17 protein-coding genes, 1 tRNA gene and 1 rRNA gene are annotated in these 23,982 nt (G+C 67.2%); 13 read left to right on the top strand and 6 right to left on the bottom strand.

Translation table 11 applies throughout. The features are described from left to right. Positions 1-176 precede the first annotated feature (176 nt). Positions 177-291: ribosomal RNA gene (gene rrf, locus H2037_RS07485) — 5S ribosomal RNA — on the top strand. A gap of 98 nt (positions 292-389) precedes the next feature. Continuing rightward, positions 390-466: transfer RNA gene (locus H2037_RS07490), tRNA-Met, on the top strand. An 88-nt stretch (positions 467-554) separates the two neighbouring features. On the opposite strand, the gene H2037_RS07495 is transcribed toward H2037_RS07490, so the two are convergent. Together H2037_RS07495 and H2037_RS07500 are read right to left on the bottom strand one after the other, a co-directional pair. Further along, on the bottom strand, positions 555-1,457 hold the full coding sequence (locus tag H2037_RS07495) for a FecR domain-containing protein (RefSeq protein ID WP_292119794.1): 903 nt from the start codon (positions 1,455-1,457) through the stop codon (positions 555-557). Beyond that, positions 1,454-1,939, bottom strand: coding sequence for an RNA polymerase sigma factor (locus H2037_RS07500; RefSeq protein WP_292119797.1), 486 nt, complete (start codon positions 1,937-1,939; stop codon positions 1,454-1,456). The genes H2037_RS07495 and H2037_RS07500 overlap by 4 nt, the downstream gene beginning before the upstream one ends. A 243-nt stretch (positions 1,940-2,182) precedes the next feature. Between H2037_RS07500 and H2037_RS07505 the strand changes: the two genes are divergently transcribed. Further along, a complete protein-coding gene (locus tag H2037_RS07505; protein WP_292119799.1) occupies positions 2,183-5,239 on the top strand; it encodes a TonB-dependent receptor in 3,057 nt (1,018 codons plus the stop codon). A gap of 109 nt (positions 5,240-5,348) precedes the next feature. Here H2037_RS07505 and H2037_RS07510 read toward each other — a convergent pair whose 3' ends face one another. Continuing rightward, positions 5,349-8,099 carry a TonB-dependent receptor gene (locus H2037_RS07510; RefSeq protein WP_292119802.1) on the bottom strand — a complete coding sequence of 917 codons (2,751 nt, stop codon included), beginning with the start codon at positions 8,097-8,099 and terminating at the stop codon, positions 5,349-5,351. A gap of 220 nt (positions 8,100-8,319) precedes the next feature. Between H2037_RS07510 and H2037_RS07515 the strand changes: the two genes are divergently transcribed. From H2037_RS07515 to H2037_RS07530, 4 genes are all read left to right on the top strand, one after another. Next, on the top strand, positions 8,320-8,853 hold the full coding sequence (locus H2037_RS07515; protein WP_292119806.1) for a sigma-70 family RNA polymerase sigma factor: 534 nt from the start codon (positions 8,320-8,322) through the stop codon (positions 8,851-8,853). Continuing rightward, a complete protein-coding gene (locus tag H2037_RS07520) occupies positions 8,850-9,827 on the top strand; it encodes a FecR domain-containing protein (RefSeq protein ID WP_292119808.1) in 978 nt (325 codons plus the stop codon). The genes H2037_RS07515 and H2037_RS07520 overlap by 4 nt, the downstream gene beginning before the upstream one ends. 131 nt (positions 9,828-9,958) lie before the next feature. Further along, positions 9,959-12,883: a TonB-dependent receptor gene (locus H2037_RS07525; RefSeq protein ID WP_292119811.1), complete on the top strand. Its 2,925-nt coding sequence runs from the start codon at positions 9,959-9,961 to the stop codon at positions 12,881-12,883. A gap of 164 nt (positions 12,884-13,047) precedes the next feature. Continuing rightward, positions 13,048-14,019 (top strand): bile acid:sodium symporter family protein, encoded by a 972-nt coding sequence (locus tag H2037_RS07530; RefSeq protein WP_292119814.1) that lies wholly within the window; start codon positions 13,048-13,050, stop codon positions 14,017-14,019. On the opposite strand, the gene H2037_RS07535 is transcribed toward H2037_RS07530, so the two are convergent. After that, positions 14,012-14,422: a hypothetical protein gene (locus H2037_RS07535; RefSeq protein ID WP_292119817.1), complete on the bottom strand. Its 411-nt coding sequence runs from the start codon at positions 14,420-14,422 to the stop codon at positions 14,012-14,014. The two genes, H2037_RS07530 and H2037_RS07535, sit on opposite strands and share 8 nt — an antisense overlap. Before the next feature lie 91 nt (positions 14,423-14,513). Between H2037_RS07535 and H2037_RS07540 the strand changes: the two genes are divergently transcribed. After that, positions 14,514-15,251 (top strand): helix-turn-helix domain-containing protein, encoded by a 738-nt coding sequence (locus tag H2037_RS07540; RefSeq protein WP_292119820.1) that lies wholly within the window; start codon positions 14,514-14,516, stop codon positions 15,249-15,251. 15 nt (positions 15,252-15,266) lie between these two features. Here H2037_RS07540 and H2037_RS07545 read toward each other — a convergent pair whose 3' ends face one another. Together H2037_RS07545 and cydD are read right to left on the bottom strand one after the other, a co-directional pair. After that, positions 15,267-16,916: an ATP-binding cassette domain-containing protein gene (locus H2037_RS07545; RefSeq protein WP_292119822.1), complete on the bottom strand. Its 1,650-nt coding sequence runs from the start codon at positions 16,914-16,916 to the stop codon at positions 15,267-15,269. Then, complete coding sequence (gene cydD, locus H2037_RS07550; protein WP_292119825.1) at positions 16,913-18,529, bottom strand: thiol reductant ABC exporter subunit CydD; 1,617 nt, start codon at positions 18,527-18,529, stop codon at positions 16,913-16,915. The genes H2037_RS07545 and cydD overlap by 4 nt, the downstream gene beginning before the upstream one ends. Positions 18,530-18,727: 198 nt before the next feature. Here cydD and H2037_RS07555 point away from each other — a divergent pair, with 198 nt between their 5' ends. From H2037_RS07555 to H2037_RS07575, 5 genes are all read left to right on the top strand, one after another. Beyond that, positions 18,728-20,308 carry a cytochrome ubiquinol oxidase subunit I gene (locus tag H2037_RS07555; RefSeq protein ID WP_292120304.1) on the top strand — a complete coding sequence of 527 codons (1,581 nt, stop codon included), beginning with the start codon at positions 18,728-18,730 and terminating at the stop codon, positions 20,306-20,308. 26 nt (positions 20,309-20,334) lie between these two features. Then, positions 20,335-21,483 carry a cytochrome d ubiquinol oxidase subunit II gene (gene cydB, locus H2037_RS07560; RefSeq protein ID WP_292119829.1) on the top strand — a complete coding sequence of 383 codons (1,149 nt, stop codon included), beginning with the start codon at positions 20,335-20,337 and terminating at the stop codon, positions 21,481-21,483. A gap of 19 nt (positions 21,484-21,502) precedes the next feature. After that, on the top strand, positions 21,503-21,649 hold the full coding sequence (cydX, locus tag H2037_RS07565; protein ID WP_292119832.1) for a cytochrome bd-I oxidase subunit CydX: 147 nt from the start codon (positions 21,503-21,505) through the stop codon (positions 21,647-21,649). Further along, positions 21,636-23,039: an oxygen-independent coproporphyrinogen III oxidase gene (gene hemN / locus H2037_RS07570; RefSeq protein WP_292119835.1), complete on the top strand. Its 1,404-nt coding sequence runs from the start codon at positions 21,636-21,638 to the stop codon at positions 23,037-23,039. The genes cydX and hemN overlap by 14 nt, the downstream gene beginning before the upstream one ends. Positions 23,040-23,162: 123 nt before the next feature. Continuing rightward, entirely contained in the window at positions 23,163-23,843 is a 681-nt protein-coding gene (locus tag H2037_RS07575) for an OmpW family outer membrane protein (RefSeq protein ID WP_292119838.1), read from the top strand. The last annotated feature ends 139 nt before the right edge of the window (positions 23,844-23,982 follow it).

The following is a 23,982-nucleotide window of genomic DNA, read 5'->3' on the forward strand; positions in this document are numbered from 1 at the left end:
CCATGAAGCTTACTGGTACTAATAATCCGATCGGTTTGATCGTTTCTCAGCAAAACTCATTCGATGATTGCTCCTTGACCGAAGCAATCCAAGACAATGTCTTCTTCATTCACGTTCAAGCTGACGCGCAAGCGCGGCTTGAGCTTGAAAATCAATCATTCTGTCCGCCTCGTTGACCCGGTGGCTATGTCGGAGGTTCCCCACCCGATCCCATTCCGAACTCGGTCGTTAAGCCCTCCAGAGCCAATGGTACTTCGTCTCAAGGCGCGGGAGAGTAGGTCGCCGCCGGGTCTACAAGGCGGACAGAATGAATGATGGGCCTATCGCGCTTCGCGCGACTTGAGGCCAGCCCTTCTCGAACCGTTCTTCCTCACGAAACTACCGTTTGCCGCGGGATGGAGCAGCCCGGTAGCTCGTCAGGCTCATAACCTGAAGGTCGTAGGTTCAAATCCTACTCCCGCACCCAAAACAACAAAAAGCCCCGCCTGGTGACAGACGGGGCTTTTTGACGTCTGGAACCCAGTCAGCCCGAGAAAGACGACGGGCCGCCAAGACTACGGCGACAGCGTCCAGAGGTCGCCGTCGCGCGCGATCGAGGTCCCATAAAGCGCCTGCAAAGCGCCCGCGAAGGCCGCGGTGTCGCCGGCCATGAAGACCCCGTCCACCGGCGTCCGGGCGAGCCTGGGATCGACGACGACCAAACGGATGCGACTGTAGCGATTCATCTCCAAAACCGCCTCCGCGAGCGCCGCGCCGTCGAAGCTGATCCGCCCCTGACGCCAGTCGGCGATCTGCTCCAGCCGAGCCGGGACGACGGAGCCGGGCAGACCCTGCTTGTCCAGCCGCACGGCCTGGCCCGGCCGCAAGATCAGGCGTGAGGTGGCCTCGCTCGCCGGGCCGACCGCGACGCCGCCCTCGATCAGATCGACCCGCGTGAAGTCCGAATGACGCCGCACGTTGAAACGGGTGCCCGTGACCCGGATGCGGGCGCCGTCGCTGAGGACGTCGAACGGCGCGGCGTCGGCGAGGTGAGCGACCGAGAAGAAGGCCTCGCCGCTATCCAGCCTTACCTCCCGGCGACCGCCGTCGAGACGGACTTCGATCCGGGTGGCGGTGTTCAACGTCACCTGGGAGCCGTCTGACAGGACAAGGGTCTCACGCTCGCCGATGCCGGTTTCATGCACGACCGCGCGACGGGACCACAGGAAGGCGCCGCCCACGGCGCCGCTCGCGGCCAGGCCAGCGCCGGTCAGCATGGCGCGACGGGACAGTCGGGGCGAGCCGGCGTCGTTGGCCGCCAGGTCGAAATCGGCCGCGTCCAGTCCGCCCAGGGCGTCCCAGACCGTTTCCACTTCGCGGGTCTCGGGCCGCGAGGACGGCGCGCCGCCCTGTTCCTCTTGCGCCAGGTCGGCGACGAAGCGGTCGGCGTCACGCGGGCGGGGGTGAAAAGGGATCACAGTTCGAACCATCCGCAGTCTTTCAGTCTATGGCGGCACCGGGCCAGGGCGTCGGCCAACAGCCGCTGGACGGTGCGCAACGGCATTCTTTGCCTTTCGGCGATCTCGGTGAGTTTCAGGCCCTCGACCCGGTGCAGCATCAGCACCATCCGTTCTTCGCGGCTTAGCGCGGCGATGGCGCGGCGGAGCAGGACGGCGTTCTGGCGCCAGCGCAACTCGTCGAAGGGAGAGGGGTCTTCCCGGGCCAAGTCTTCGGGCAGTTCGACATGATGACCGCCGGCGCGGCTCTGGCGACGGCGATGCAGGTCGCGCACCACGCTGTCCGCAGTCTTGAAGACATAGACGGCGTTGAACTCGGGCGGGGGGATTTTTTGAGAGAGGCGAAGGAGGCGGGCGTAGATGTCCTGAAGCGCGTCCTCCGCGTCGGTCGGATTGAGAAAGCGATGCAGATAGCGGCGCAGGCGGACGTCAAAGCGCGCCACGAGGCTCGCCACGGTCTCCCGGATCTTCTCACCTGCCTCCGCGCTCTTCATCGATGGGCCGACGCCGTCAAACATCAAAACTCGCTTGTCGCCTGTGTGACTATAGACGCACGGGCGTGGAAAGCCCGCCAAGAAAACCGTCAGACGGACCGGAGGCTGAAGCCCGGGCGGCCATGTCATTTTTCCATTGCAGCCTGCCCCTAAGGATCGAGGCTCTCGGGGAATATTATACGGATCGTCGTTATGGGCGGCGGCGCGCTGAACGCCTTGCTGGTCGGCCTGAGCGCGAGCGTCGTGATTTCCGTCACCGTCCCTCCTGGAGAGGTCTGGGCGTCCGGGCGTGGGACGGCATTCAATGTTCCGGCCCAGCCCCTGGACGCGGCGTTGCGCGAGTTGGCGCGGCAGGGGCGGGTGCAGATCCTGTTTCAGGCGGAAAGGGTGCAGGGACGGATGAGCCGTCCGGTTCAGGGTCGCTACGAGGTCAGGCGGGCTTTCAATCTGGCGCTTTCCGATGCGGGCTTCGAGGTGCGCCGCGTCGACGAGCGCACACTGGTCGTCCTGGCCGAGCCTGTGTCCCACACCGGCAGGGCAGGTCCCGGGCCGCAGCGGGCGACGACGCCCGAGTTGACGTCGGTGCTGGTCGTCGCGCCCCGGCTGGGCATCGACCAGGGCAGCCGGGCGTTCGACGCGGAGATGTCGGAACTGACCGCGGTTCATCGCCTTTCGCGCGCTGACATGGATCGCGAGAGCGCCCAGAACCTGTCGGAGGCGTTGGGCGGCCTGCCGGGCATGACGGTGATCAACTCAGGTCGTTCGTTCATCGGCGGGGTGGATTCCGCCTCGCGCGGCGAAGGGCTCTACGCCGCCTACAGGGGTCTGAACGCCGAATACAACCTGTCCATGATCAATGGCGTGCCCGTGGCGCAGGGCCTGCCCTATTCGCGCGGCGTGCAACTGAACCTGCTACCGCCGGGCGCCTTCGAGACCGTGGTGGTCCACAAGACCGGCCGCGCGGATCTGGATGGGGACTTCATCGGGGCGGCGCTGGATTTCCAGACGCCGCGCGCGACCGATGCCGACGGGTCGCCGTGGACGGCGCTCACCCTCGGCGGGCGCATCGAGAGCCGGGCCCGAGACTATGACGATGCGGGATTGGGCGGCGCCTTTCGAGTGGAGCATTCGCGACGGTTCGGTCCGGGCGACGCGATCAGCGTGCACGCCGCCGTCGATTACGAAGACCGCGGCTTCACCAATTCGGAACTGGGCGGGGTGATGGCGGCCCAGAATGACAGGGGATGGGCCTATGCCGTGTCCGACTCGGCGGAGGGCGGGCCGGTGGACCCGACCCGCCCTCAGGACGACCTGATATCGACCAGCCTCAATGTGGGGGTGTCGAACGGTCGGAGCCGAATCCAGAACCAGACCCTGTCGCTGGACTGGCGGGTCGACGACCAACTCGATCTTTATCTGCAGGCCACCCACGCCAAGGCCGACACGGAACAGAATTCGACCTTCACCCAGGTCGTCAGCGGACCCCAGCGCTGGATCGACGACGGGACCGGCGCCTATCGGCTTTCGGTGGACAGTCTTTCGACGCGCGTCTGGTATGAGACCAATCCCGACGTCATCACTCTATCGACCCTCAGTCTCGGCGCCCGTATGCGGTCGGGAGGTTGGCGGGTGTCGCCCTATCTGCTGGCGACACGGGGAGAAAGCGCACGGCCCGACCATATCGAGGCCTCGACCTGGATCGACCAGAGGGACGGCTACAATACCTCGACTGCGCCTCGGGCCTTCAGCGGGCTGACGGTGCGGTATGAGAACGGCCTGCCCGTGCCGCTTTGGCCGCAGGTGGTGTTCGACGACCTGAACAACGCCGGCGTCACCCTGCTGGCGCGCCGCGCCGGCCAGATGACCGAACAGTTCTCGAGCCAGGACCGCTACGGCGTCGGCACGGACGTGAGCTTCGCTCCGTCCTCGGGCGACTGGCGCAGGCTGGCGTTTGGTTTCAAGTCCGCACGAAGCGAGCGGAAACTGACCGATCGCAACTGGACCAACCTGTTCTTCGCCGACCTTTACGGCGCGGCGGGCCTAACCTGGGAAGCCTTGGGCATCGCAAAGGGCGCCTATGCCGAGGTCTTTCCCGGTCTCTACGACTGGTCCGTTCCCAAGGTCGATCATGACCGGCTGACAGCCTATTTCCGGGACAATCAGACGGACGAGAGCTTCGACACCTGCGGAGAATTGTACGTCAACAACCTCAACTGCAATGGCCAGTCGGGCAGCGAGGTCGTCAACGCCGTCTATGCCATGGCGACGCGGATGTCGGGGCGGCTGGAACTGCAGCTGGGCGCGCGATACGAGCAGACGCGGATCAGGAACACCTATTGGGCGACGCCGGACGACGCCGGCGGCGAACAGCCGGGCGACTGGGGCCACAGCCGCAGCCGGTACGATAAATTATTGCCCAGTCTGAATCTCAACTACCGCCAGGACGACGACACCGTCTGGCGGGCGGCGCTGTGGCGGGCCTACAGCCGCCCCGCCTTCATGCAGCTGGGCGGCGGGGTGCGGATCGAAACCCTGAACGGGATCACGACAGTCACGCGCGGCAATCCGGACCTGAAGGCCGTGGACGCGGTCAATATCGACCTGGCCTATCATCGGATGCTGGCCGGCGGATCGGCTCTGAGCCTGTCCGGCTACTACAAGCATTTGGACCACTATCTGTTCGAAAGCGGAGGCAGTCTGGACGTGGGCGAGGCCGTGACGATCGACGGCGCCCGGGTCGTCACGCCCCAGAACGGCGGCAGGGGCGAGGCCTATGGGCTGGAGGTCGAGTTCCTCCATGCCGTGGCCGATCCCCTGATCAAGGGCGGCGAGGTCAGCCTGCAGATCAATGTCAGCCGTCAATGGTCGAACGTCGACCTGGGCCAGGACGAACTGGGGCGCGACATGCCGATGCAGAACGCGCCCGACTGGTTGGCCAATGTGGACGCCGCCTATCGTTGGGGGCCGGTCAGCCTGTATCTGAGCTACAATTACACCGGCGCCTATCTGTCCAGCTACAATGTCCTGCGGGCCGATGGGCCGTGGGACAATCTGTGGGTCCGTCCGACGAGCCGGCTGGACGCGCGGGCGCAGTGGCGGCCGGCTCAGGACACGAGCCTGGATCTGACGGTCACCAATCTAACTGGCGAATACAGCTATTGGTCCCATATCGGGCGCGACAGCCTGGCCTTATCCGACGTCATAGATTCAGGACGTCGGGTCGTGGTTTCCATGCGTCGCGAGTTCTAGACCGACGAGGGCAGGCGACGGCCCCGTCCCCGCCGCCCTCCAGACCGCGATGCGATCTGCCCCGAACCGTTCGCGCCGACGCGGTCGAAACCGCGCCGGCGCCTATTGGTCAGAAGTCGTATTTCAGGGTCAGCAGGGTGGTGCGGCCCGAGTCAACGACGTCCGAGATGGCCAGGCTGTTCTGGCCGACGTGGGTCCAGTAGCTGTAGTCCTCGAACAGATTCGACACGGACAGGTCCATCATCACGCCGTTGCCGAACTCATAGCCGGCGTGAAGATCGGTGCGCTTCGTCGGGCGGGCCCAGATGTCCAGGCCGGCGATACGGTTGTAGGCCGTGACGGATTCGCCCGAGTAGTTGTAGTTCAGGTCCACCGTCAACGGTCCCCAGGCGTAGTTGAGCTTGAGGTTGGCCAGGACGTCCGGCGCGTTCTGCATCCGGTGCTTTTCGCCGCCGCCGATGTCGACCTCGGTCCACTGGCGGGTGTAGTTGGCGCCGGCCGCGAAGCCGGACAGCAGGCCCGGCAGCATGTCGAAGCGCTGGTACAGCTGAACCTCGAAACCACGGACATAGCCGTCTTCGCCATTGGTCGGCGAGACGATGGTCACGCGGTCGAAGGTCTCGCCGTTGTAGGTCGTGCCGCCCGAGTTGGAGCCGCCGTTCACCGTCGTCGAGCCGTTGTCGTACATGTAGTCCGACAGCTGCTTGTAATAGGCGCCGACCATGGCGTAGCCGCCCTGGCTGTTGCTCCATTCCGCCGAGGCTTCGAAGTTCCAGGACTTCAGCGTCTCCAGGTCAGGGTTGCCGCGCGTGACGGTGATGGAGCCGTCTCCGCGCGAAGTCGTCTCAGCGCCGCCGAGCTGGACCAAGGCGGGACGCATATAGGCGCGGGTGATCGAGGCCCGATAGACCGCGTCGCCCGTGGGGCGATAGTTGACGAACAGGCTGGGCAGCCATTCGTTGTATTCGGTGGAGTTGGACTCGAAGCGCTGAGCGGCCGAGTCGTTGTTCCAGTAGGTGTTCTCGATCTGCGTATGTTCGAAGCGCAGTCCGGGGATGACCTGAAGGGCGCCGAAGTCATAGTTGGCGGTGGCGTAGGCCGCCGAAACGTCCTCGTCGCCCTTCAGTGTGTTGCAGTTCAGATAGCAGAGGTCGGCCGCTGCCGCCGTCGCGTCGAAATACTGGTAGAAGTACTCAAGCAGACGATCCTGATCGACCTTCGGAGCCCGGATGTCGTAGAGACCCGGATAGACCGAGTCGAAATATTCGGTCGCCAGGCCGAGGTCGGCCCAGGTCACGCTACGGCCCAGCAGGTTGGCGAAGTGGTCGTTGGTCCAGTCGTGGCTGCTGACGCGGCGATGGCTGGCGACGTATTTCACGCCCGTCTTGAACGAGGTCAGTGCGCCGCCGTCGAACTGGCGTTCGGCGTCGAACCGCAGACCGGCCTTCTGCTGGCCCGAGAATTGTTCGGTCAGCTGGCCGGCGCGACGGGCCAGCAGGGCGGTGTTGGCGTTGTTGACCTGATCGGCCTGGGCCGCCGTCAGCAGAGGCATCGGATAGCCGTCGGCGTCATAGCCGATGAACAGGCCGCTGTAGGGGGTCTGGGCGCCGGAGTTGTAATTGTCCGACTGGTTGTTCCGCATCGAGGCCTCGATGTGGTTTGGACGGTCGTTCTTGCCTTGCGAATAGAAGACCGACGGCGACAGGGTCCATTCGCCCAGACGCTTGACCGCGCCGAGGCTTACGGTTCCGAGATCGGCGTCTTCGGGATTGGTCGTGTACCAGACGCGGTTCGAGGAACTGGTCAGGTTCAGATCATAGAAGCCGGTGGCGGTGTTCAGGACGCGCGAGCGGTTCTGAACAAACTGGACCAGGGTCGAGTTCTGCTCGGTCTCGGCGAAGGCGTAGGAGCCGCGCAGATACAGTTCCAGCGTGTCGTCGGCATGCCAGTCCAGCGAGAAATTGCCGCCGTAACGCTCGGTGTGGCCGGTCGAGACGCCGATGTTCATGCCGGTCAGGGCCAGGTTGTCTTCGGCGTCGAGGCCGTCGGGGTTCACACCCTGGCCGGAGCTGGTCGAGGAATGGAGATAGGCCCAGCCTCCGTCGTTCTGAGCGTTCATCAGGGCGGCGACCATCGAGTTGGCGTAGGACCGCTTGTCGTAGAAGCCGCTGACATACAGACCGAACTGTTCGTCGGCGCCGAAGCGACGGGCGAACTCGCCGCTGACGCCGCCGCCCAGGCCGTCTTCATCGTAGTCGCGCGCGCGGCTCTCGACCCGTCCGGAGACGGACAGCGAGCCGTAGCCGTCGGCGAAATTGAAGGCCGAGGGGGTGCGGAAATCGACGGTGCCGCCGATGGCGTCGCCGTCCATGTCTGCGGTCGAGTTCTTGTTGACGACGATCGTCTTCAGGCCCGACGGCGGCAGCAGCGACAGCTGGACCTGGCGGGAGTAGGGCATGCCCTGGGCGACGTTGACGCCGTTGATCAGGGCCAGGGTGAATTCCGAGTTCATGCCGCGCACGCCGACGAACATGCCTTCGCCGCGCGAGGCGCCGTCGACGCCGCCGAAGAAGGAGTTGCCGGTGTTGGTGACGCTGATGCCCGGCAGCAGGGCCAGGGCTTCCGCGACGTTGTGCACGGCGGTGTGTTCCAGATCGTCGGCCGACAGGACGCTGATGGCGTTGTCGCTTTCCATCTGGGTCCGCAGCGCGTCGCGGCGGGTGCCGACGACGGTGATCGCCGCCAGATCGTCGGCCTCGGCCTCGACCTGCGCCGGGGCGGCGACCTGCGCGTTGGCCTGGGCCGCGAACATGAAGGCCGCCAGCGTCATCGACGACGCCAGGAGCCGGGATTTGAACATGGATCTCTTCATTGACTTGCAGTCCCTTGAGCCGGGGCAAGGACATGCCCCCCAGCACCAAGGGACGCGGCGGACCCGCCGACGTGCCGGAATTTAACAAAGGCTTCACACAGGCGTCCCCGCGCTCGCCGTCAGACCCGGAAAGTCCATTTGCGGGCGGTCGCGGTCGTCATGGCGCTGTCGTGGTCGGACTGTAGAGGGCGGGTGAAACTTGGTGGACATGCCTCTCACATCCTCGATCGACGACATCGCCGCGTCGCTCACGCAGTTTGTCGGTCGCAGGTTGCGCGACCGGTCGCTGCGGGAGGACCTGGTTCAGGAGACGATCGCGCGTCTTCTGGCCTATAGTCGTCGGCACGAGGTCAAGGACGCGGGCGCCCTCGGACGCCGAATCGCCCGGAATCTGATCACTGACCATTTCCGCCATAACCGACGTCACCCTACGGACGCCCTGTCCGACGACCTGCCTGCGCCTACCGCCGCTGCCGAGGAGATCGTCATGCATCGCGAACGCGTCCGGGCTTTCGGGCGGGTGCTGGAAGACATGCCCCCGCTGCGGCGGGAAGTCTTCATGCGCCTGAGGCTGCATGGCGAAACGGCCGCGGAGATCTCCGCCGCATTGGGTCTGAGCGAGGCGGCCGTCGAGAAACATCTGACGCGCGCCTTGGAGCAGCTTCATCGCGAGGTTGAACGGGCGGAACGGCCGCGCCCCATGCCGCATCGGTCGGTCGACGCCCCGGGCGGGCCGCGATGAGATTGTCCCTCTCCTGGCCCTTCCGGCGGTCGGCGGCGCGCGAGGCCGCACGGAGTATCGTCCTGGACCGCGACGCGACCGGGGAAACGGCCCCTGACGCGGCTCTGGTCGAGGCCATGCGCCGCACCTTCGACGATCCCGCCCTGGTCGAGGCGCTCCGCAGTCAGGCCTCTGCTCCGGTTCGGCGATCGATGCGGCGCGCGCCAAAGACCTGGGCGGCCAATCTGTTGCGACCCGTCGTATGGGCGCCGGCGGTGATGGCGCTTGCGGTCGGTGGCGTGCTGGTCGCCCCCTATCTGGGCGAGGTCGTGGGTCTGACCTCGGTCGAGGAGGCCGCGTACGACACCGCCCGTGGCGAGACGCGCACGGTGGTCCTGGCGGACGGTTCGCGGGTCGTCCTGACCGGCGACACCCATCTGAAAGTCAGGATGGCGGGGCGGCGTCGTCAGGTCGCGCTGGACGGCGGCGAGGCCATGTTCGACGTGGCGCACGATGCGTCGCGGGTCTTCGAGGTCGAGACCAACGAGGGGCAGGTGCGCGTGCTCGGCACCCGGTTCGTGATGGGTCTGACGAACGGGAGACTGGACCTGGACGTCTATCGCGGAAGGGTCGCTCTTTCGACGGCGGCCGGCGCTCGGCTCGAGGTCGGCGCCGGGGAACGCGCCTCGGCCCGAGGGGGCGAAGTGATCCCCGGCGCCCCCTTCGCTCCGGCGGAAACGGCGTGGGAAGATGGATGGATCGAGACGGACTCCATCAGCCTGGGGGAGCTGGTCGAACGGCTGTCGCGCCGCTCGACGCGGCCGATCCGCATCCGGGAGGAGGGGCTGCGGGACCTGCGGGCCGCCGGTCGTTTCCGCCTGGACGACGCGGAAGGTCAGCTGCGTAACCTGGCTCTGGTGCACGATTTCGAGGTGCGTGCAGACCCTGATGAGATCGTCGTCTCGGCTGCTGGTTCTTCATCCGCAAGAAGATGAAACTTCGCCCTTTCGCCACTCAACAGTTGCGAAAGATTGGCAAATATTTCTGTCCGGTTATTCCCACGGCTGCGTCCTACCCCCCTGACCGTCTGCAGGGGGCAGGCGGGTCCAATGGGGATCAAGGCTCAATGAGCAAGTTCAGCACTCTCAACCGCCTCAAGGCGACGACATCCGTCATGGCCTTCGCCCTGATGACGGCCGCGGCCGGTTCCGTGATGGCCCAGACGCCCGTCGCCTCGCGCGCGCCGGTCGCGGTCTCGGCGCCCGCCGGGGATCTTTCGGCGGCCCTGGCGCAATATTCCCGCGCGTCCGGTCTGCAGGTGATCGCCGACCCGGCTCTGCTGCGGGGTCAGCGCACCCAGGGCGTGGCGGGCAATGTCACGCCGAGCCAGGCGATGGACCGTCTGCTGCGCGGCACCGGCCTGACCTGGCGGCTCAACGGCGACGCGGTGGTCATCACGCGCGGGGCCCAGCCGCGCCGCGCCGCGCCGACGACAAGCCGCCCCGCCCAGGACGCCGGGCGGCCGTTCGCCGAACTCGACGAGGTGGTCGTCACCGGAAGCTTTTCGTCCAGCCTGACGCAGGCCCTGGATGTGAAGCGCCGCGCCGACAATGTCGTGGATGTCATCACCGCCGAGGATATCGGCGAGTTTCCGAGCCAGAACATCGCCGAAGCCCTGCAGCGGGTGCCCGGCGTCTCGATCGTACGAGACCGTGGAGAGGGCCTGTTCGTGCGGGTGCGCGGCCTGGGCGCCAACTTCCAGATCACGACGCTGAACGGCCGCAGCGCCGCCGTGAACGAAAATGTCCGCGACAGCGGCCAGAGCGGGCGCCAATTCCGTTTCGACACCCTGCCTTCGGAACTGGTCGCCGGCGTCGACGTGATCAAGAGCCCCACCGCCTCGCTGGACGAGGGCGCGATCGGCGGCGTGGTCAATGTGCGGACCTTTCGCCCGCTGGACCTGAAGACCTCTCGTCTGGCGATGTCCGGCGACGTCAACTACTCGGAAAACGCCGAGGAGCTGGATCCCCGGCTGTCGACGCTCGGCTCATGGGTCAACGAAGACCGCACCCTCGGCGCCCTGCTTGCGGCGGTCTATGATCGGCGGTCGCTGCGTCAGGATCGGATCACGGGCGTGACCTGGTCCACCTATGCGGCCGGCGTGGACACAGACGGCGACGGGGTGCGCGACAGCGGCTCCATCATCTATCCGCAGGCCGTCCGTCCGACGCTGGAAACGGAGGAGCGTGAGCGTTACGGCTTCAACGCCGCCCTGCAATGGCGCCCCACCGCGACGACCGACGTCAATCTGGACGTCACCTTCACCGACCTGACGGTCAACTACGACGAACTCACCTATTCGGCCGACGCCAGTATCGCCAACGCCGTGCCGGGAACGGCGCGGGTAGAGAACGGCGCCCTGGTCGCCGGGGTCTTCACCGGCGGCTCGAGCCAGATCGGTCGCGAGGTGTCCGAACTCCATCACGACAACCTGTCGGTCGGGTTGAATATTCGTCAGGACGTCGGCGACTGGCTCCTGTCCGGCGATCTGGCCTATGCCCGCGCCGCCAGCGACACGCCGTCGCCGATCACCCGTTCGCGGGTTCTCGGACCGGTCGGCCGGATCGCGATAGAGTTGCCGCGCTCGGGCGACGGCGTCCCCTCGATCAGCTACCTTGACGCCGATCTGGCCAGTATTTCGACCCTGCCGGGCCGGCGGCTGGAATATCGCGTCAACGACACCCTGGATGAAGAAACGGCCTTCCAACTGGACCTGGCGCGGCCGGTGTCCTTCGGCGCGATCTCGAAGGTCACTTTCGGGGCCAAGTATCGGGAACGTGCGCGGGACTATAACCGCCGTGATTTCAACATCACGCGCGGCATCTCCGGCGTGTTCCTGACCTCGGACTTCTATGCGCCCTTCACCTACACCGACTTCCTGTCCAAGGTGTCGGCCGACCTGCCGCGCGTCTGGGCCGTGCCGAACCCCAGCCGCTTCCTGCAGCAATTGACCCAGGCCGATCTGGACGCCCCTCTGTCCCGCAGTGATCTGCGCAACTCCTACCAGATCGACGAGAGCATCCTGGCCGGCTACGGCATGGCCGATGTCGAGACGACCTTGTTCGGCCTTCCCCTGCGCGGCAATTTTGGCGTCCGGGTCGCCCAGACCGAACAGACCTCGTCGGGGCATGCCGACAACGGCCGCGCGGCTCTGCCGGTGTCGTTCGACAAGACCTATACGGACGTCCTGCCTTCGCTGAACCTGGTGTGGGAGCCCCGCGAGGACGTGCAACTGCGCCTCGCCGCGGCCAAGGTCATCACCCGTCCGTCGCTGTCGGACCTGGCGCCGCGCCTGACGCTGAACTCGTCCGGCACGGTGCTGACGGCGGTCGGGGGCAATCCCGAGCTCCAACCCTTCGAGGCCTGGCAGTATGATGCGGTGGCGGAATGGTATTTCTCGCCGTCCAGCGCCCTGATCGGCGGTGTCTTCTACAAGGACATCACCACCTTCTCGACGCGACGCCGGTCCAACATCGACATCGACGGCGTGACCTATGAACTGACCGCCCCGGTCAACGGCGGCACGGCCTCCATCGCGGGCGTGGAGCTGGCGTATCAGCAGCTGTTCACCTTCCTGCCGGCGCCTTTCGACGGTCTGGGCATGACCGCCAATCTGACCCTGACCACGACGGAAGCGACCTATTACGACGGGACGCGCGAGTTCCAGGACGACCTTGAAAACGTCGCCAAGGAAAGCTTCAACCTGACCGGCTTCTACGAGAAGGGCCCGTTCGCGGCGCGCCTCAGCTACTCGTGGCGCGGCGACGTCCTGCAGGAGGTCGGCACCAACGGTGTGGAGTCGGCCAACGACAAGGCCTTCGGGTCGCTGGACGGCAGCCTGACCTATAAACTGACCGATCAGCTGACGGTCTCGCTGGAGGCCATCAACCTGACGGATCAGGCGCAGGAGCAGTTCGTCGCGGACGATCGGTTCGTCGGCTACACCGACTATGGCCGCACGATCTCGGTGGGGCTGAGCGCCCGCTTCTAGTTTGTTCCCAACCCGCGCGCCGGAGACGGCGCGCGGGTTTTGGACCTGAGATCATGACGTCGCACGCCTCCGTGGTCCGGGCCTGTTCGGACCCGTTATAGGATTCGAAGCAGCGGCGACCCCGGGCTTGCCGTCCGGGCGGGACGGGGCCTAGGACCGGCTTCATGAATGCCTTGCGCCGACTGATCGACCCCTATCTCCTGATGTTGATCGGCACGGTGGTGCTGGCGGCCCTGGTTCCCGCGAGGGGCGCGGAGGCCGAGGTCGCGGAAGGGGCGGCCAAGGCGGCCATCGCCCTGTTGTTCTTCCTGTATGGGGCGCGGCTGTCGCCCGGCGCCATATGGGCGGGGCTGTCGCACTGGCGGTTGCAGGGCATGGTTCTGGCCTGCACCTTCCTGATGTTTCCGCTTCTGGGTCTGGCGGTCTTCTGGGGCGCAGGGCCGTGGCTGGCCGAGGATCTGAGGGTCGGTCTGCTCTATCTTTGCCTGCTGCCCTCGACGGTTCAGTCCTCGATCGCCTTCACCGCCATCGCACGGGGCAATGTGCCGGCCGCCCTCTGCGCGGCCTCGGTCTCCAACCTCGCCGGGGTGGTGATCACGCCGCTTCTGGTGATGCTTCTGTTGCCGGTGGGAGGCGTCGGGGTGTCGCTGTCGTCGATCGAGAGCATCGCCCTGCAGATCCTGGCGCCCTTCGTGGCGGGGCAGGCGGCACGACCGCTGATCGGCGCCTGGCTGATGCGCCACGGCCGTCTGACGTCGATGGTGGATCGAGGTTCGATCCTGCTGGTCGTCTATTCCGCCTTCAGCGCGGGCGTGGTGTCCGGCGCCTGGACCCGCCTGTCGCATCTGGACCTGGGTCTGGTGGTGGTCCTGGACGGGCTGATCCTGGCGGTCGCGCTGGGGTTCACGACCCTGGCCAGCCGCCGGCTGGGGTTCTCGCGAGAGGACGAGATCGCCATCGTCTTCTGCGGGTCGAAGAAGAGCATGGCCAGCGGCCTGCCCATGGCGGCCATTCTGTTCGTCGGCCAGAGCGTCAGTCTGATCGTCATTCCCATGCTGTTCCATCAGATCCAGCTGTTCGTCTGCGCCGTGCTGGCGCGACGGTATGCACGGTCGGCCGACGCGCCGGTCAGATGACGCGGTGGAGCACCGCGGCGTCGGCGATCTGACGCAGTATGGCTTCGAGGCCCGGCGCGTCCATGCGAGCGGACACGCCGATGGAATCGCATTCCCGACGCGCCAGTTCGCAAGCGGCGGAGACCAGGGGCTGGATCAGGTTTTCCGGCCTCAGCAGATCGAAGGCGACCAGGGTCTCGACCATCAACTGTCGCTCGCCGGCTGGATTGGTCGAGATGGAATAGGCCAGTACGGCCCGCACGCCGCTGTCCCCGACGGCCCCCAGGACTCCCCCGGCCGAGGGCGCCGAACCGACCATGGCGCGCCATGACTCCAACGCCAGGCGCGGGTCCGCCATACGGGCCAGAACATAGGTCTGATCGGCCTCGTCGCTGCGAAGGCGGCGATACTGGATTACGCTCATTCTCGCCCCCATAGACCTCACACGAAACGGCGGCCTTGATCTCCGTCAAAGGGTTTGCGTTCGATATGGCAGAGGTCGTATTCTGTCCGTCATGCTCGAGCTGCGATCCCTGCCCGCGGACTGCACGCAACGCCGCCAGGAATCGGTGTGCGACGGCTGTGGCGCGCGGGCGTTCAGCGTCTGCAGCAGTCTTGATCCCAGCGATCTGGGTCGTCTGGATGCGATCGCCGAGCGGGTGTCGCTGAAGGCGGGCGAGGCGCTGATCCGCGAGGGCGACGCAGCGGTCAATCTGTTCAACATCGCCTCGGGCTCGGTGCGAATCTACAAGCTGTTGCCGGATGGGCGGCGCCAGATCACGGGCTTTCTGTTCGCCGGCGACTTCGTCGGTCTGGCGACAGGGGACGACTACGCCTTCTCGGGCGAGGCCATCGAGGACGCGACCCTGTGCCGGTTCCGCAAGAGCGAATATCGCGCCCTGGTCCGCGAACGGCCCTCGCTGGAGGCGGCCCTGCTGGATCGCGCGAACCATGAGCTGGCGGCCGCCCAGAACCAGATGCTGCTGCTGGGCCGCAAGACGGCGCAGGAGCGGATCGCTTCCTTCCTGCTGGATTTGCCCAGCCGCGATCCGCTGCGGCCCTCGGCCGAGGATCAGGTGCGGCTGCCGATGACCCGGTCCGAGATCGCCGATTATCTGGGCCTGACCATCGAGACGGTCAGCCGGGTTCTGACCAAGCTGAAGACCACCGGCGTGATCCGCCTGCTGTCGCTCAACGAACTGCGGATCGAACAGCCCGATCGCCTGCGCGATATCGCCGAGGGCGAAGCCTAGTCCTCATCCAAGGGGTCAGGCTGGCGTCAACTCGCGCGCCGAGGTCAGACGGACCGCGCCGCCGACACTGAGACCTTCCACACGCATGACCCGGTCGCACAGTCGCGTGGGGGCCGGGCGGTGGCTGACCAGGATCAGACCCTGGTTCGCCTGTTTCAGCCGCCGATCCAAGGCCGTCAGCACCAGAGCCTCGGTCGCGGGGTCCAGGCCTTCGGTGGGTTCGTCCAGCACCAGCCAGGGCGCCGGGCGCAGATAGGCGCGGGCCAGACCCAGTCGCCGACGCTCGCCGCCCGACAGGCGCTCGCCGTTCGGCCCGACGCGGGCGTCCAAACCGGCGGGATCGGTGCGGACTCGTTCGACCAGGGCGGCGTCTTCCAGCGCCCGCCACAGGGTCTGTTCGTCGGCGGGTCCGGCGAGCAGCAGGTTGTCTCGGATCGTGCCGTCGATCAGCCGGACGTCCTGAGCCGCATAGGCGAACAGGGGGCGGCGGTCGCCGGGAGCGATGTCGGCGATGTCCAGACCGCCGAGGCGCGCTTCGTCCGGCAGGGCGTCTCGCAGCCCTACAAGCCGTTCGACCAGGGTGGTCTTGCCCGACCCGGAGGGACCGATCAGGCCCAGCCGCAACGGCGGCTCCAGGCGCGCCTCGTCGAAGGTCAGGGCCAGGGAGGCGTCGGCGGGGACCTGGGTGCGGCGAAGGCCCGGTTCAGACGCCAGGGCGTCCAGACGACGGGCGGCTTCCACGGCGGCGCCGTTCTGCTGCAGGGCGCCGACCAGACCGGCGGCGGACTCGATCCCCGTCACGGCGGCCAGCGCGGCCAGGGCCGTCATGGGCAGGTCGGCGCCGAAGGTGGCGGGAACCACCGCCGCGACGGCCAGGGCCGTGGCGACCGTCTGCCAGGCGGCCATCCAGCCGCCGGCCTGGGTCAGGGCGATCTGGGCGCGGTCGAGGACGGCGGCGGCCCGGGTCGCCTCGGAGGCCGCCCAACGGCCGAGCCCATAGGCCTTCAGTTCCGGGGAGACGGCCTCGAGCGCGGCGAGCCGGTCCTTCAGGTCGCCGGTGGCGATCTGGACGTCGCGACCGGCCGGAGCGGCGAGACGACGGGCGATGACGACGGCGCCGATCCCGCTGACACCCATGGCCAGCAGCAACATCAGGCCCGCAAGCGGGCTGGCCATGCCGGCGAGCAGGGCGGCCGAGACCGCGCCCGCCCCCAGCGCCCAGGGCGCCGAGAGCCGCACGAACAGGGTCTGGACCGCGTCCACGTCCTGGACCAGCCGGGCCGAGGCCTCGCCGGACGACAGGGCCAGGGCCTGGGCGGGCGGGGCCGAGGCCAGGGCGTCGAACAACTGGGGGCGCAGGCGGGCCAGGGCCTTCAGCGCGGCCTCGTGGCCGGCGACGCGCTCGATATAGCGGGCGGCGGTGCGCAGTATGGCCAGCAGACGGATGGTCGCGCTGGGCATCAGATAGTTGAAGGCCTGGACCGCCGCCGATCCGGCGACCCCCGCGATGGCCGCGCCGGTGATGAACCAGCCCGAGAGACCGAGCAGGCAGGTGGCGGCGACGGCGACGATCGCGCCGCCGGCCGCGGCGATACGCAGCCGGGTGCGCTGGGCCTGACGCTGGGCCGCGATCAGGGCGCCGATGCGGGCGGGATGGGCGGTCACAGCCGCACCACGCGGTCGGCCATGGCGGCGACGGCCGCGGAATGGGTGGCGATCAGGGTCGTGCGGCCGCGGGTCGCCTGGCGGATCAGGTCCAGCATGGCCTTCTCCGCTTCGGGGTCGAGATTGGCTGTGGGTTCGTCCAGCAACAGGATGGGCGCGCGTTTCAATATGGCGCGGGCCAGGCCCAGGCGACGCCGTTCGCCGCCCGACAGGCCGCCGCCGCGTTCGTCTATGGGCCGGTCCAGATCGCCGAACAGGCCCGCTTCTCCAGCGGCGACCAGGATGCGGCCGGGGCAGGCGGAAGGATCGGCCAGGCGTATGTTGTCGCCCAGGCTGCCGGGCACGACGATGGGGTTCTGGCTGGCCCAGGCGATCTGACCGGCGAAGTCGCCGGCCTCGCTGAGACGCGCCCCGCCGATCTCGACCTCGCCTGCGGTCAACGGGGACAGGCCCAGGAACAGGTGCAGCAGGCTGGACTTGCCCGAACCGCTGGCGCCGACCAAGGCCACGATCTGACCCGGACGGACCTCCAGGTCGAAGTTCTGGATCACGGGCGCGGCCTCGCCATAGGCGATGGCGACCCTGGAGAAACGGATCGCCGGGGCGGCTTCGGGCAGGATGTGGCGGTCCCGGGCCATGGGTTCGGGCGTGATCAGGGCGGGGACGGCGGACTCGGCCGCCTGACGGTCATGATAGGCCGCCGCCAGCCGTCTCAGCGGCTGATAGACCTCGGGCGCCAGGGCCAGGACGAAGAAGGCGCGCGGCAGATCCAGCGTCTCGGGCGCTGGGAAGGGCAGCAGCTTCAGCAGGTTGAAGCCGCAATAGACGGCGATCAGGGCCACAGCCAGGGCCGAGAAGAACTCCAGCACGCCGGAGGACAGGAAGGCGATCCGCATGACGCGGGCGGTGCGGCGCTCCAGTTCGTCGGAGGCGCGGGCGATCTCGGCGGTGGTGCGGGCGCGGGCGTCGAAGGCCAGGACGGCGGGCAGGGCGCGCACCCGATCGACGAACAGGCCCGACAGCCGCTCCAACGCCTGGAACTGGCGACGGCTCTCGCCCGCCGCGGCGGTGCCCGCCAGGATCATGCCGGCGATGAAGGGCAGAAGGGTGAACAGAAATATGCCGGCCGAAAAGGGGCTGGCGACGGCGGCGACCGCGATGATCAGCAGGGGCGACAGGCCGGCGGCCATCTTCAACGGCGTAAAGCGCGACATATAGCCGTCGAGGGCGCCCACCCCTTCGACCACGGCCGTCAGCCGGTCGTCGGACCGACCGCCGCGCCCGAACAGGTCGGCCAGCAGCCGGTCGCGCACATCCATCTTGATCGATCGGCCCAGGCGTCCGCCGACCACGACCGCCGCCTGACCAACGAGGCCCCGTACGATCAGGCTGACCACCGCCAGCAGCAGCCAGGGCAGGGCGGCGAGGGGGGAGGTGCCGAAGGTCGCGATCGTCATGGCCAGACCGCCCGCGAAACCGACGGCGGGCGCCACGTCGGCCACGGTCAGCAGGCCCGCCAGCATCGTCAGCCGACGCCAGGGCGCAGCGGCCTGTTTCAGCCATTGCGCGGGCGAGGGGCCCGGGGATGGGGCGGTGATCGGCGCCGATGTCATTCACGGACTCCAGCGCCGAGCTGGGCTCGCACGCCATTGGACAAACCGTCGTTGGGCGAAATGTCCAAGGACGATCAGTCCACTACGATCCCGGCCATAAGAGGGCTTTGATCGAAATCAAGGCGACCGTCCCGCCGTGGTTCTAGGGCGGATGAAACGTCGGTCGTCGTGGCCGGCGGCTTAGGAGCCCAAGCCATGATCGACCTCGCGGTCGTCGACCTATCCAGGCTGCAGTTCGCGCTGACAGCCCTTTACCACTTCCTGTTCGTGCCCCTGACCCTGGGGCTGTCCGTGATGCTGGTCATCATGGAGTCGATCTATGTGATGACCCGTCGGCCGATCTGGCGGACGATCACCCGTTTCTGGGGCACGCTGTTCGGCATCAACTTCGTGCTGGGTGTCGCGACCGGCATCACCATGGAGTTCGAGTTCGGCATGAACTGGAGCTACTACAGCCACTATGTCGGCGACATCTTCGGGGCGCCGCTGGCGATCGAAGGCCTGATGGCCTTCTTCCTTGAGGCGACCTTCGTCGGGCTGATGTTCTTCGGCTGGGAGAAGCTGAAGCCGTCGGCCCACCTGTTCGTCACCTTCATGGTGGCCCTGGGCACCAATCTGTCGGCCCTGTGGATCCTGATCGCCAACGGCTGGATGCAGAACCCGGTCGGCGCCGCCTTCAATCCGGACTCGATGCGGATGGAGGTCACGGACTTCATGGCCGTGCTGTTCAACCCGGTCGCCCAGGCCAAGTTCGTCCACACCGTCAGCGCCGGCTATGTCTGCGCCTCGGTCTTCGTGCTGGGCGTCTCGGCCTTCTATCTGCTGCGCGGCAAACATGTCGGCTTCGCCAAGCGGTCGATGACGGTGGCCTCGGCCTTCGGCCTGGCGGCGTCCATGTCGGTCGTCGTCCTCGGCGACCAGTCCGGCTACGCCCTGACCGACAACCAGAAGATGAAGCTGGCCGCGCTCGAGGCCATGTGGCGCACCGAGCCCGCTCCGGCCGGCCTGACACTGATCGGCATCCCCAGCATGAAGGATCGCGAGACCCACTACGGCGTCCACGTGCCGTGGGTCATGGGCCTGATCGCCACCCGCACCATCGATAAACCGGTGGAGGGCATCTTCGAACTGGTCGCCACGGCCGAGGACCGCATCGAATCCGGCGTCATCGCCTATGACGCCCTGGAGAAGGTCAAGGCCGACCCGACCGATCCCGTCGCCCGCGGCGTGTTCGAGACCCATCGTCGTGACCTGGGCTATGGCCTGCTGCTGAAGCGCCACGTCGCCGATCCGCGCACGGCGTCGCCCGAACTGATCAAGCAGACGGCCTGGGAGACGGTGCCGAACGTGCCGGCCCTGTTCTGGAGCTTCCGCGTGATGGCCGGCATCGGCTTCCTGATGATCGCCCTGTTCGCCACGGCCTTCGTCCTGTGCACGATGCGCAAGCACGACACCCGGTGGTTCCTGCGCCTGGCCGTCCTGGCCATCCCGCTGCCGTGGGTCGCAATCGAGTTCGGCTGGATCCTGGCCGAGTTCGGACGCCAGCCGTGGGCGGTCGAAGGCGTGCTGCCGACCTTCCTCGGCGCTTCGTCCCTGACCGTGCCCCAGCTGTGGGCCACCATCATCGGCTTCACCGCCCTGTACGGCGCCCTCGCCGTCGTCGAGGTCCGGCTGATGCTCTACGCCATCAAGAAGGGACCGTTCCACGAACAGGAGACGTTCGCCGAAACCAGCCCTGAAGCTCCCGCGCCGCGCGTTCCCGCGCCGGCCGTGGCCTGAACCAGAGAGACTTAGGACATCCGACCATGGATCTTCCCCTCGACTTCGCAACCCTGCGCCTGATCTGGTGGGCCCTCCTGGGCGTGCTGCTGATCGGGTTCGCCCTGACCGACGGTTTCGACCTGGGTGTCGGCGCCCTCCTGCCTTTCGTCGCCAAGACCGATGAAGAGCGCCGCATGGTGATCAACACCGTCGGCGCGACCTGGGAGGGCAACCAGGTGTGGTTCATCCTGGGCGGCGGCGCGATCTTCGCCGCCTGGCCCTTCGTCTACGCCGTCAGCTTCTCCGGCTTCTACCTGGCCATGTTCCTGGTATTGTCGGCCCTGATCCTGCGGCCGGTGTCGTTCAAGTACCGCTCCAAGCGGGCCTCGGCCGGCTGGCGGTCGTTCTGGGACTGGTGCCTGTTCATCGGCGGCTTCGTACCGGCCCTGGTGTTCGGCGTCGCCGTCGGCAACGTCCTGCTGGGCGCGCCCTTCCGCCTGGATAGCGACCTGCGGTCCTTCTACGACGGCAATCTGCTGGGTCTGTTCACACCCTTCAGCCTGATCGCCGGCCTGCTGTCGGTCGCCATGCTGGTGCTTCACGGCGCGGCCTGGCTGTCGATCAAGGCCGAGCATGGCCCCGTCATGGAGCGGGCGCGCATCATCGGCACGGCCGCCGGCGTCCTGGCCCTGGTCCTGTTCGCGGCGGGCGGTCTTTACATGGCCGTTGGAAACGTGGGCTACCGGATCACGGGCGTGCTGGACATCCAGGGCTTCTCCAACCCGCTGCGCACCACGGTCGAGGCCGCGCCGGGCGCCTGGCTGGACAACTACGGCCGTTATCCGTGGATGATGATCGCCCCGGTTCTGGGCTTCGTCGGCGCGGTGGTCGGTCTGACGGGCATGTGGCTTCGGTCCGCGCCCCTGGCCTTCGGCGGATCGTCGATGTCGACCGTCGGCATCATCTCGACCGTCGGCCTGTCGATGTTCCCCTTCATCCTGCCCAGCTCGATCGACCCGCAGTCCAGCCTGACGGTGTGGAACGCCTCGTCCAGCCACCTGACCCTGTTCATCATGCTGATCTGCACGGCGATCTTCCTGCCGCTGGTCCTGATCTACACGACCTGGGTCTATTCGGTGCTGTGGGGCCGGACCTCGACCGCCGCCCTCAAGACCAACCCCGACCTGTACTGAGCCCGAGGAGCATCAAGCCATGTGGTATTTTTCCTGGATCCTGGGTGTGAGCCTGGCCGGCGGCTTCGGCGTGCTGAACGGCCTGTGGCACGAGTTCCACCTGTTCGACGAGGGCGACAAGGGCCTGTCCGTCGATGCGTCGAAAGAGGGCGATGTCCCTCTCTAGCCCAACCGGCGCGCCGACGACGCGCGAGCTGATCGCCCGCTACGACGCCCACGCGCCGCGCTACACCTCCTATCCGACGGCGGCGCAGTTCACGCCCGCCGTCGGGGCCGCCGAATGGGGGGCGTGGCTGGCCGCCGCGCCCCTCGACCGCGCGGTGTCGCTCTATCTGCATATCCCCTTCTGCAAACGGCTGTGCTGGTATTGTGGCTGCAACACCCGGGCGATGAACCGGATCGGGGTCATGAGCAGCTATGTCGATCTGCTGCTGAAGGAGGCCGATCTGGTCCTGGCTCGGATCGGCGCCCGGATCGGTGAACGGGACGGCCGCCGGGTCAGGGTCGGCTCGATCCACCTGGGCGGAGGCACGCCCAACATGTTGCCGCCGCAAGAGCTGGAGCGGCTGTTCGCTGGTCTGGCGGACCGGTTCGACCTGGGCGACTGTTTCGAGATCGCCGCCGAGCTGGACCCCGAAGTCCTGACCCAGGACTGGGTCGAGGCGGCGGGTCGCATCGGTCTGAGCCGCGCCAGCCTGGGCGTCCAGGATCTTTCGCCCAGGGTTCAGGCGGCGGTGAACCGACCCGAGTCCTTCGAGACCATCCGCTGGGCGGCCGACGCCCTGCGCGCCCAGGGGGTCACGTCGCTGAACCTGGACCTGATGTACGGCCTACCGCTGCAGGCGGTGGAGAATGTGGTCACGACCGTCGCCCAGGTGGCGACCCTGCGGCCCGATCGCATCGCCCTGTTCGGCTATGCCCACGTGCCGTGGATGAAGCCACACCAGAAGCTGATCAACGAGGCCGACCTGCCAGGGCCGGAGGCGCGGTTCGCCCAAAGCCAGGCGGCGGCGCGCTATCTGGCCAACAAGGGCTGGCAGCCGATAGGCCTGGACCATTTCGCCCTGCCGCACGACTCCATGGCCGCCGCAGCGCGGGCCGGGCGTCTGCGCCGCAACTTCCAGGGCTACACCACCGATGAGGCGCCGGTCCTGATCGGACTGGGCGCGTCTTCCATCAGCCGGACGCCTCAAGGCCTGGTGCAGAACCACGCCCAGGAACGGGATTGGCGGTCGGCCGTGGCCGCCGGGGATTTGCCGGTCGCGCGGGGCGTGGCGGTCGATCCACGCGACGCCTTCGTGGGCGAGATCATCGAGCGACTGATGTGCGACTTCACCGTGGACGTGGCCGAGATCGCCCGCGAAAGAGGCCGCGACATCGCCGAGGTCGCGGCCGTCTGGCCCCGGCTGTGCCGGTTCCAGCTGGACGGACTGGTGACGATCGACGGGGCGGTCCTCACCGTGACCGATCTGGGCCGACCGTTCGTTCGCGCGGTCTGCGCGGCCTTCGATCCCGGCGCGGCGGACATCGAGAAACGCCACGCCCGCGTGGTCTGACTGGACAGATTGTCCAACCCCCGCCTGGGTTTGCGCTGGATCAAGGCCGGGGCGGGGGCGGGGGCGCATTCCCCTCTTCAAGACGCTCGGACAGGTCGCATGAGGCGACAGCGGGCGTCGGGGATGAGCAAGATGAAACTGAAAACCCTGATCCTCTCCGCCGTCGCCGCAGCAGCCTGCGCCGCGCCGGCCATGGCCCAAAGCCCAGCGAACGGGGGCCCGGCCGCCTGGGAGATGCCCAAGAAGGGCGACTGGATCATCACCGGCCGCGTGACCGATGTGTTCTCGGAAGCCGACAACGCCATCACGACCGCCGCCGGCGCCGATTCCGGCCTGAAGGTCGATGTGGGCGACAGCGTCATGCCGACCCTGGGCTTCACCTATTTCCTGACCGACCATCTGGCGGTCGAGGCGATCCTGGGCACGACCAAACATGAGATCCGCGCCCAGGGCGGCACGACCGACGTCGCCGTGCACGAGACCTGGGTCGTGCCGCCGATCGTGACCCTGCAGTATCGTCCGCTGACCGAAGGCCGGTTCAGCCCCTATGTCGGCGCCGGGATCAACTACATGCTGTTCTACAGCGGCGAGGACAAGAACGGCTTCACCGTCGATCTGGACGACGGCTTCGGCTACGCCCTGCAGGCCGGCGCCGACATCGGCATCCAGGGGCCGTGGAGCCTGAATGTCGACGTCAAGAAGGTGTGGTTCAACACCGACGCGGACGTGAACGACGGCGCGCTGAAGAGCGATGTGGATCTGGACCCGTGGGTCGTCTCCGTGGGGGTGGGCCGTAAGTTCTAAAAAACAAATCGGAAATGCGTTCGAAATGGAAGCTCCGTCGGTTCGCCGGCGGGGCTTTCGCTCTTATGCGGCGGCGCTCGACAAAACCGGCGTCGGGCCCTAGGCGAGAGACGCCGCGTGTTGCGGCGCAACTTCAGGA

This window comes from Brevundimonas sp., from assembly GCF_013912065.1.
Classification (GTDB): Bacteria; Pseudomonadota; Alphaproteobacteria; order Caulobacterales; family Caulobacteraceae; genus Brevundimonas.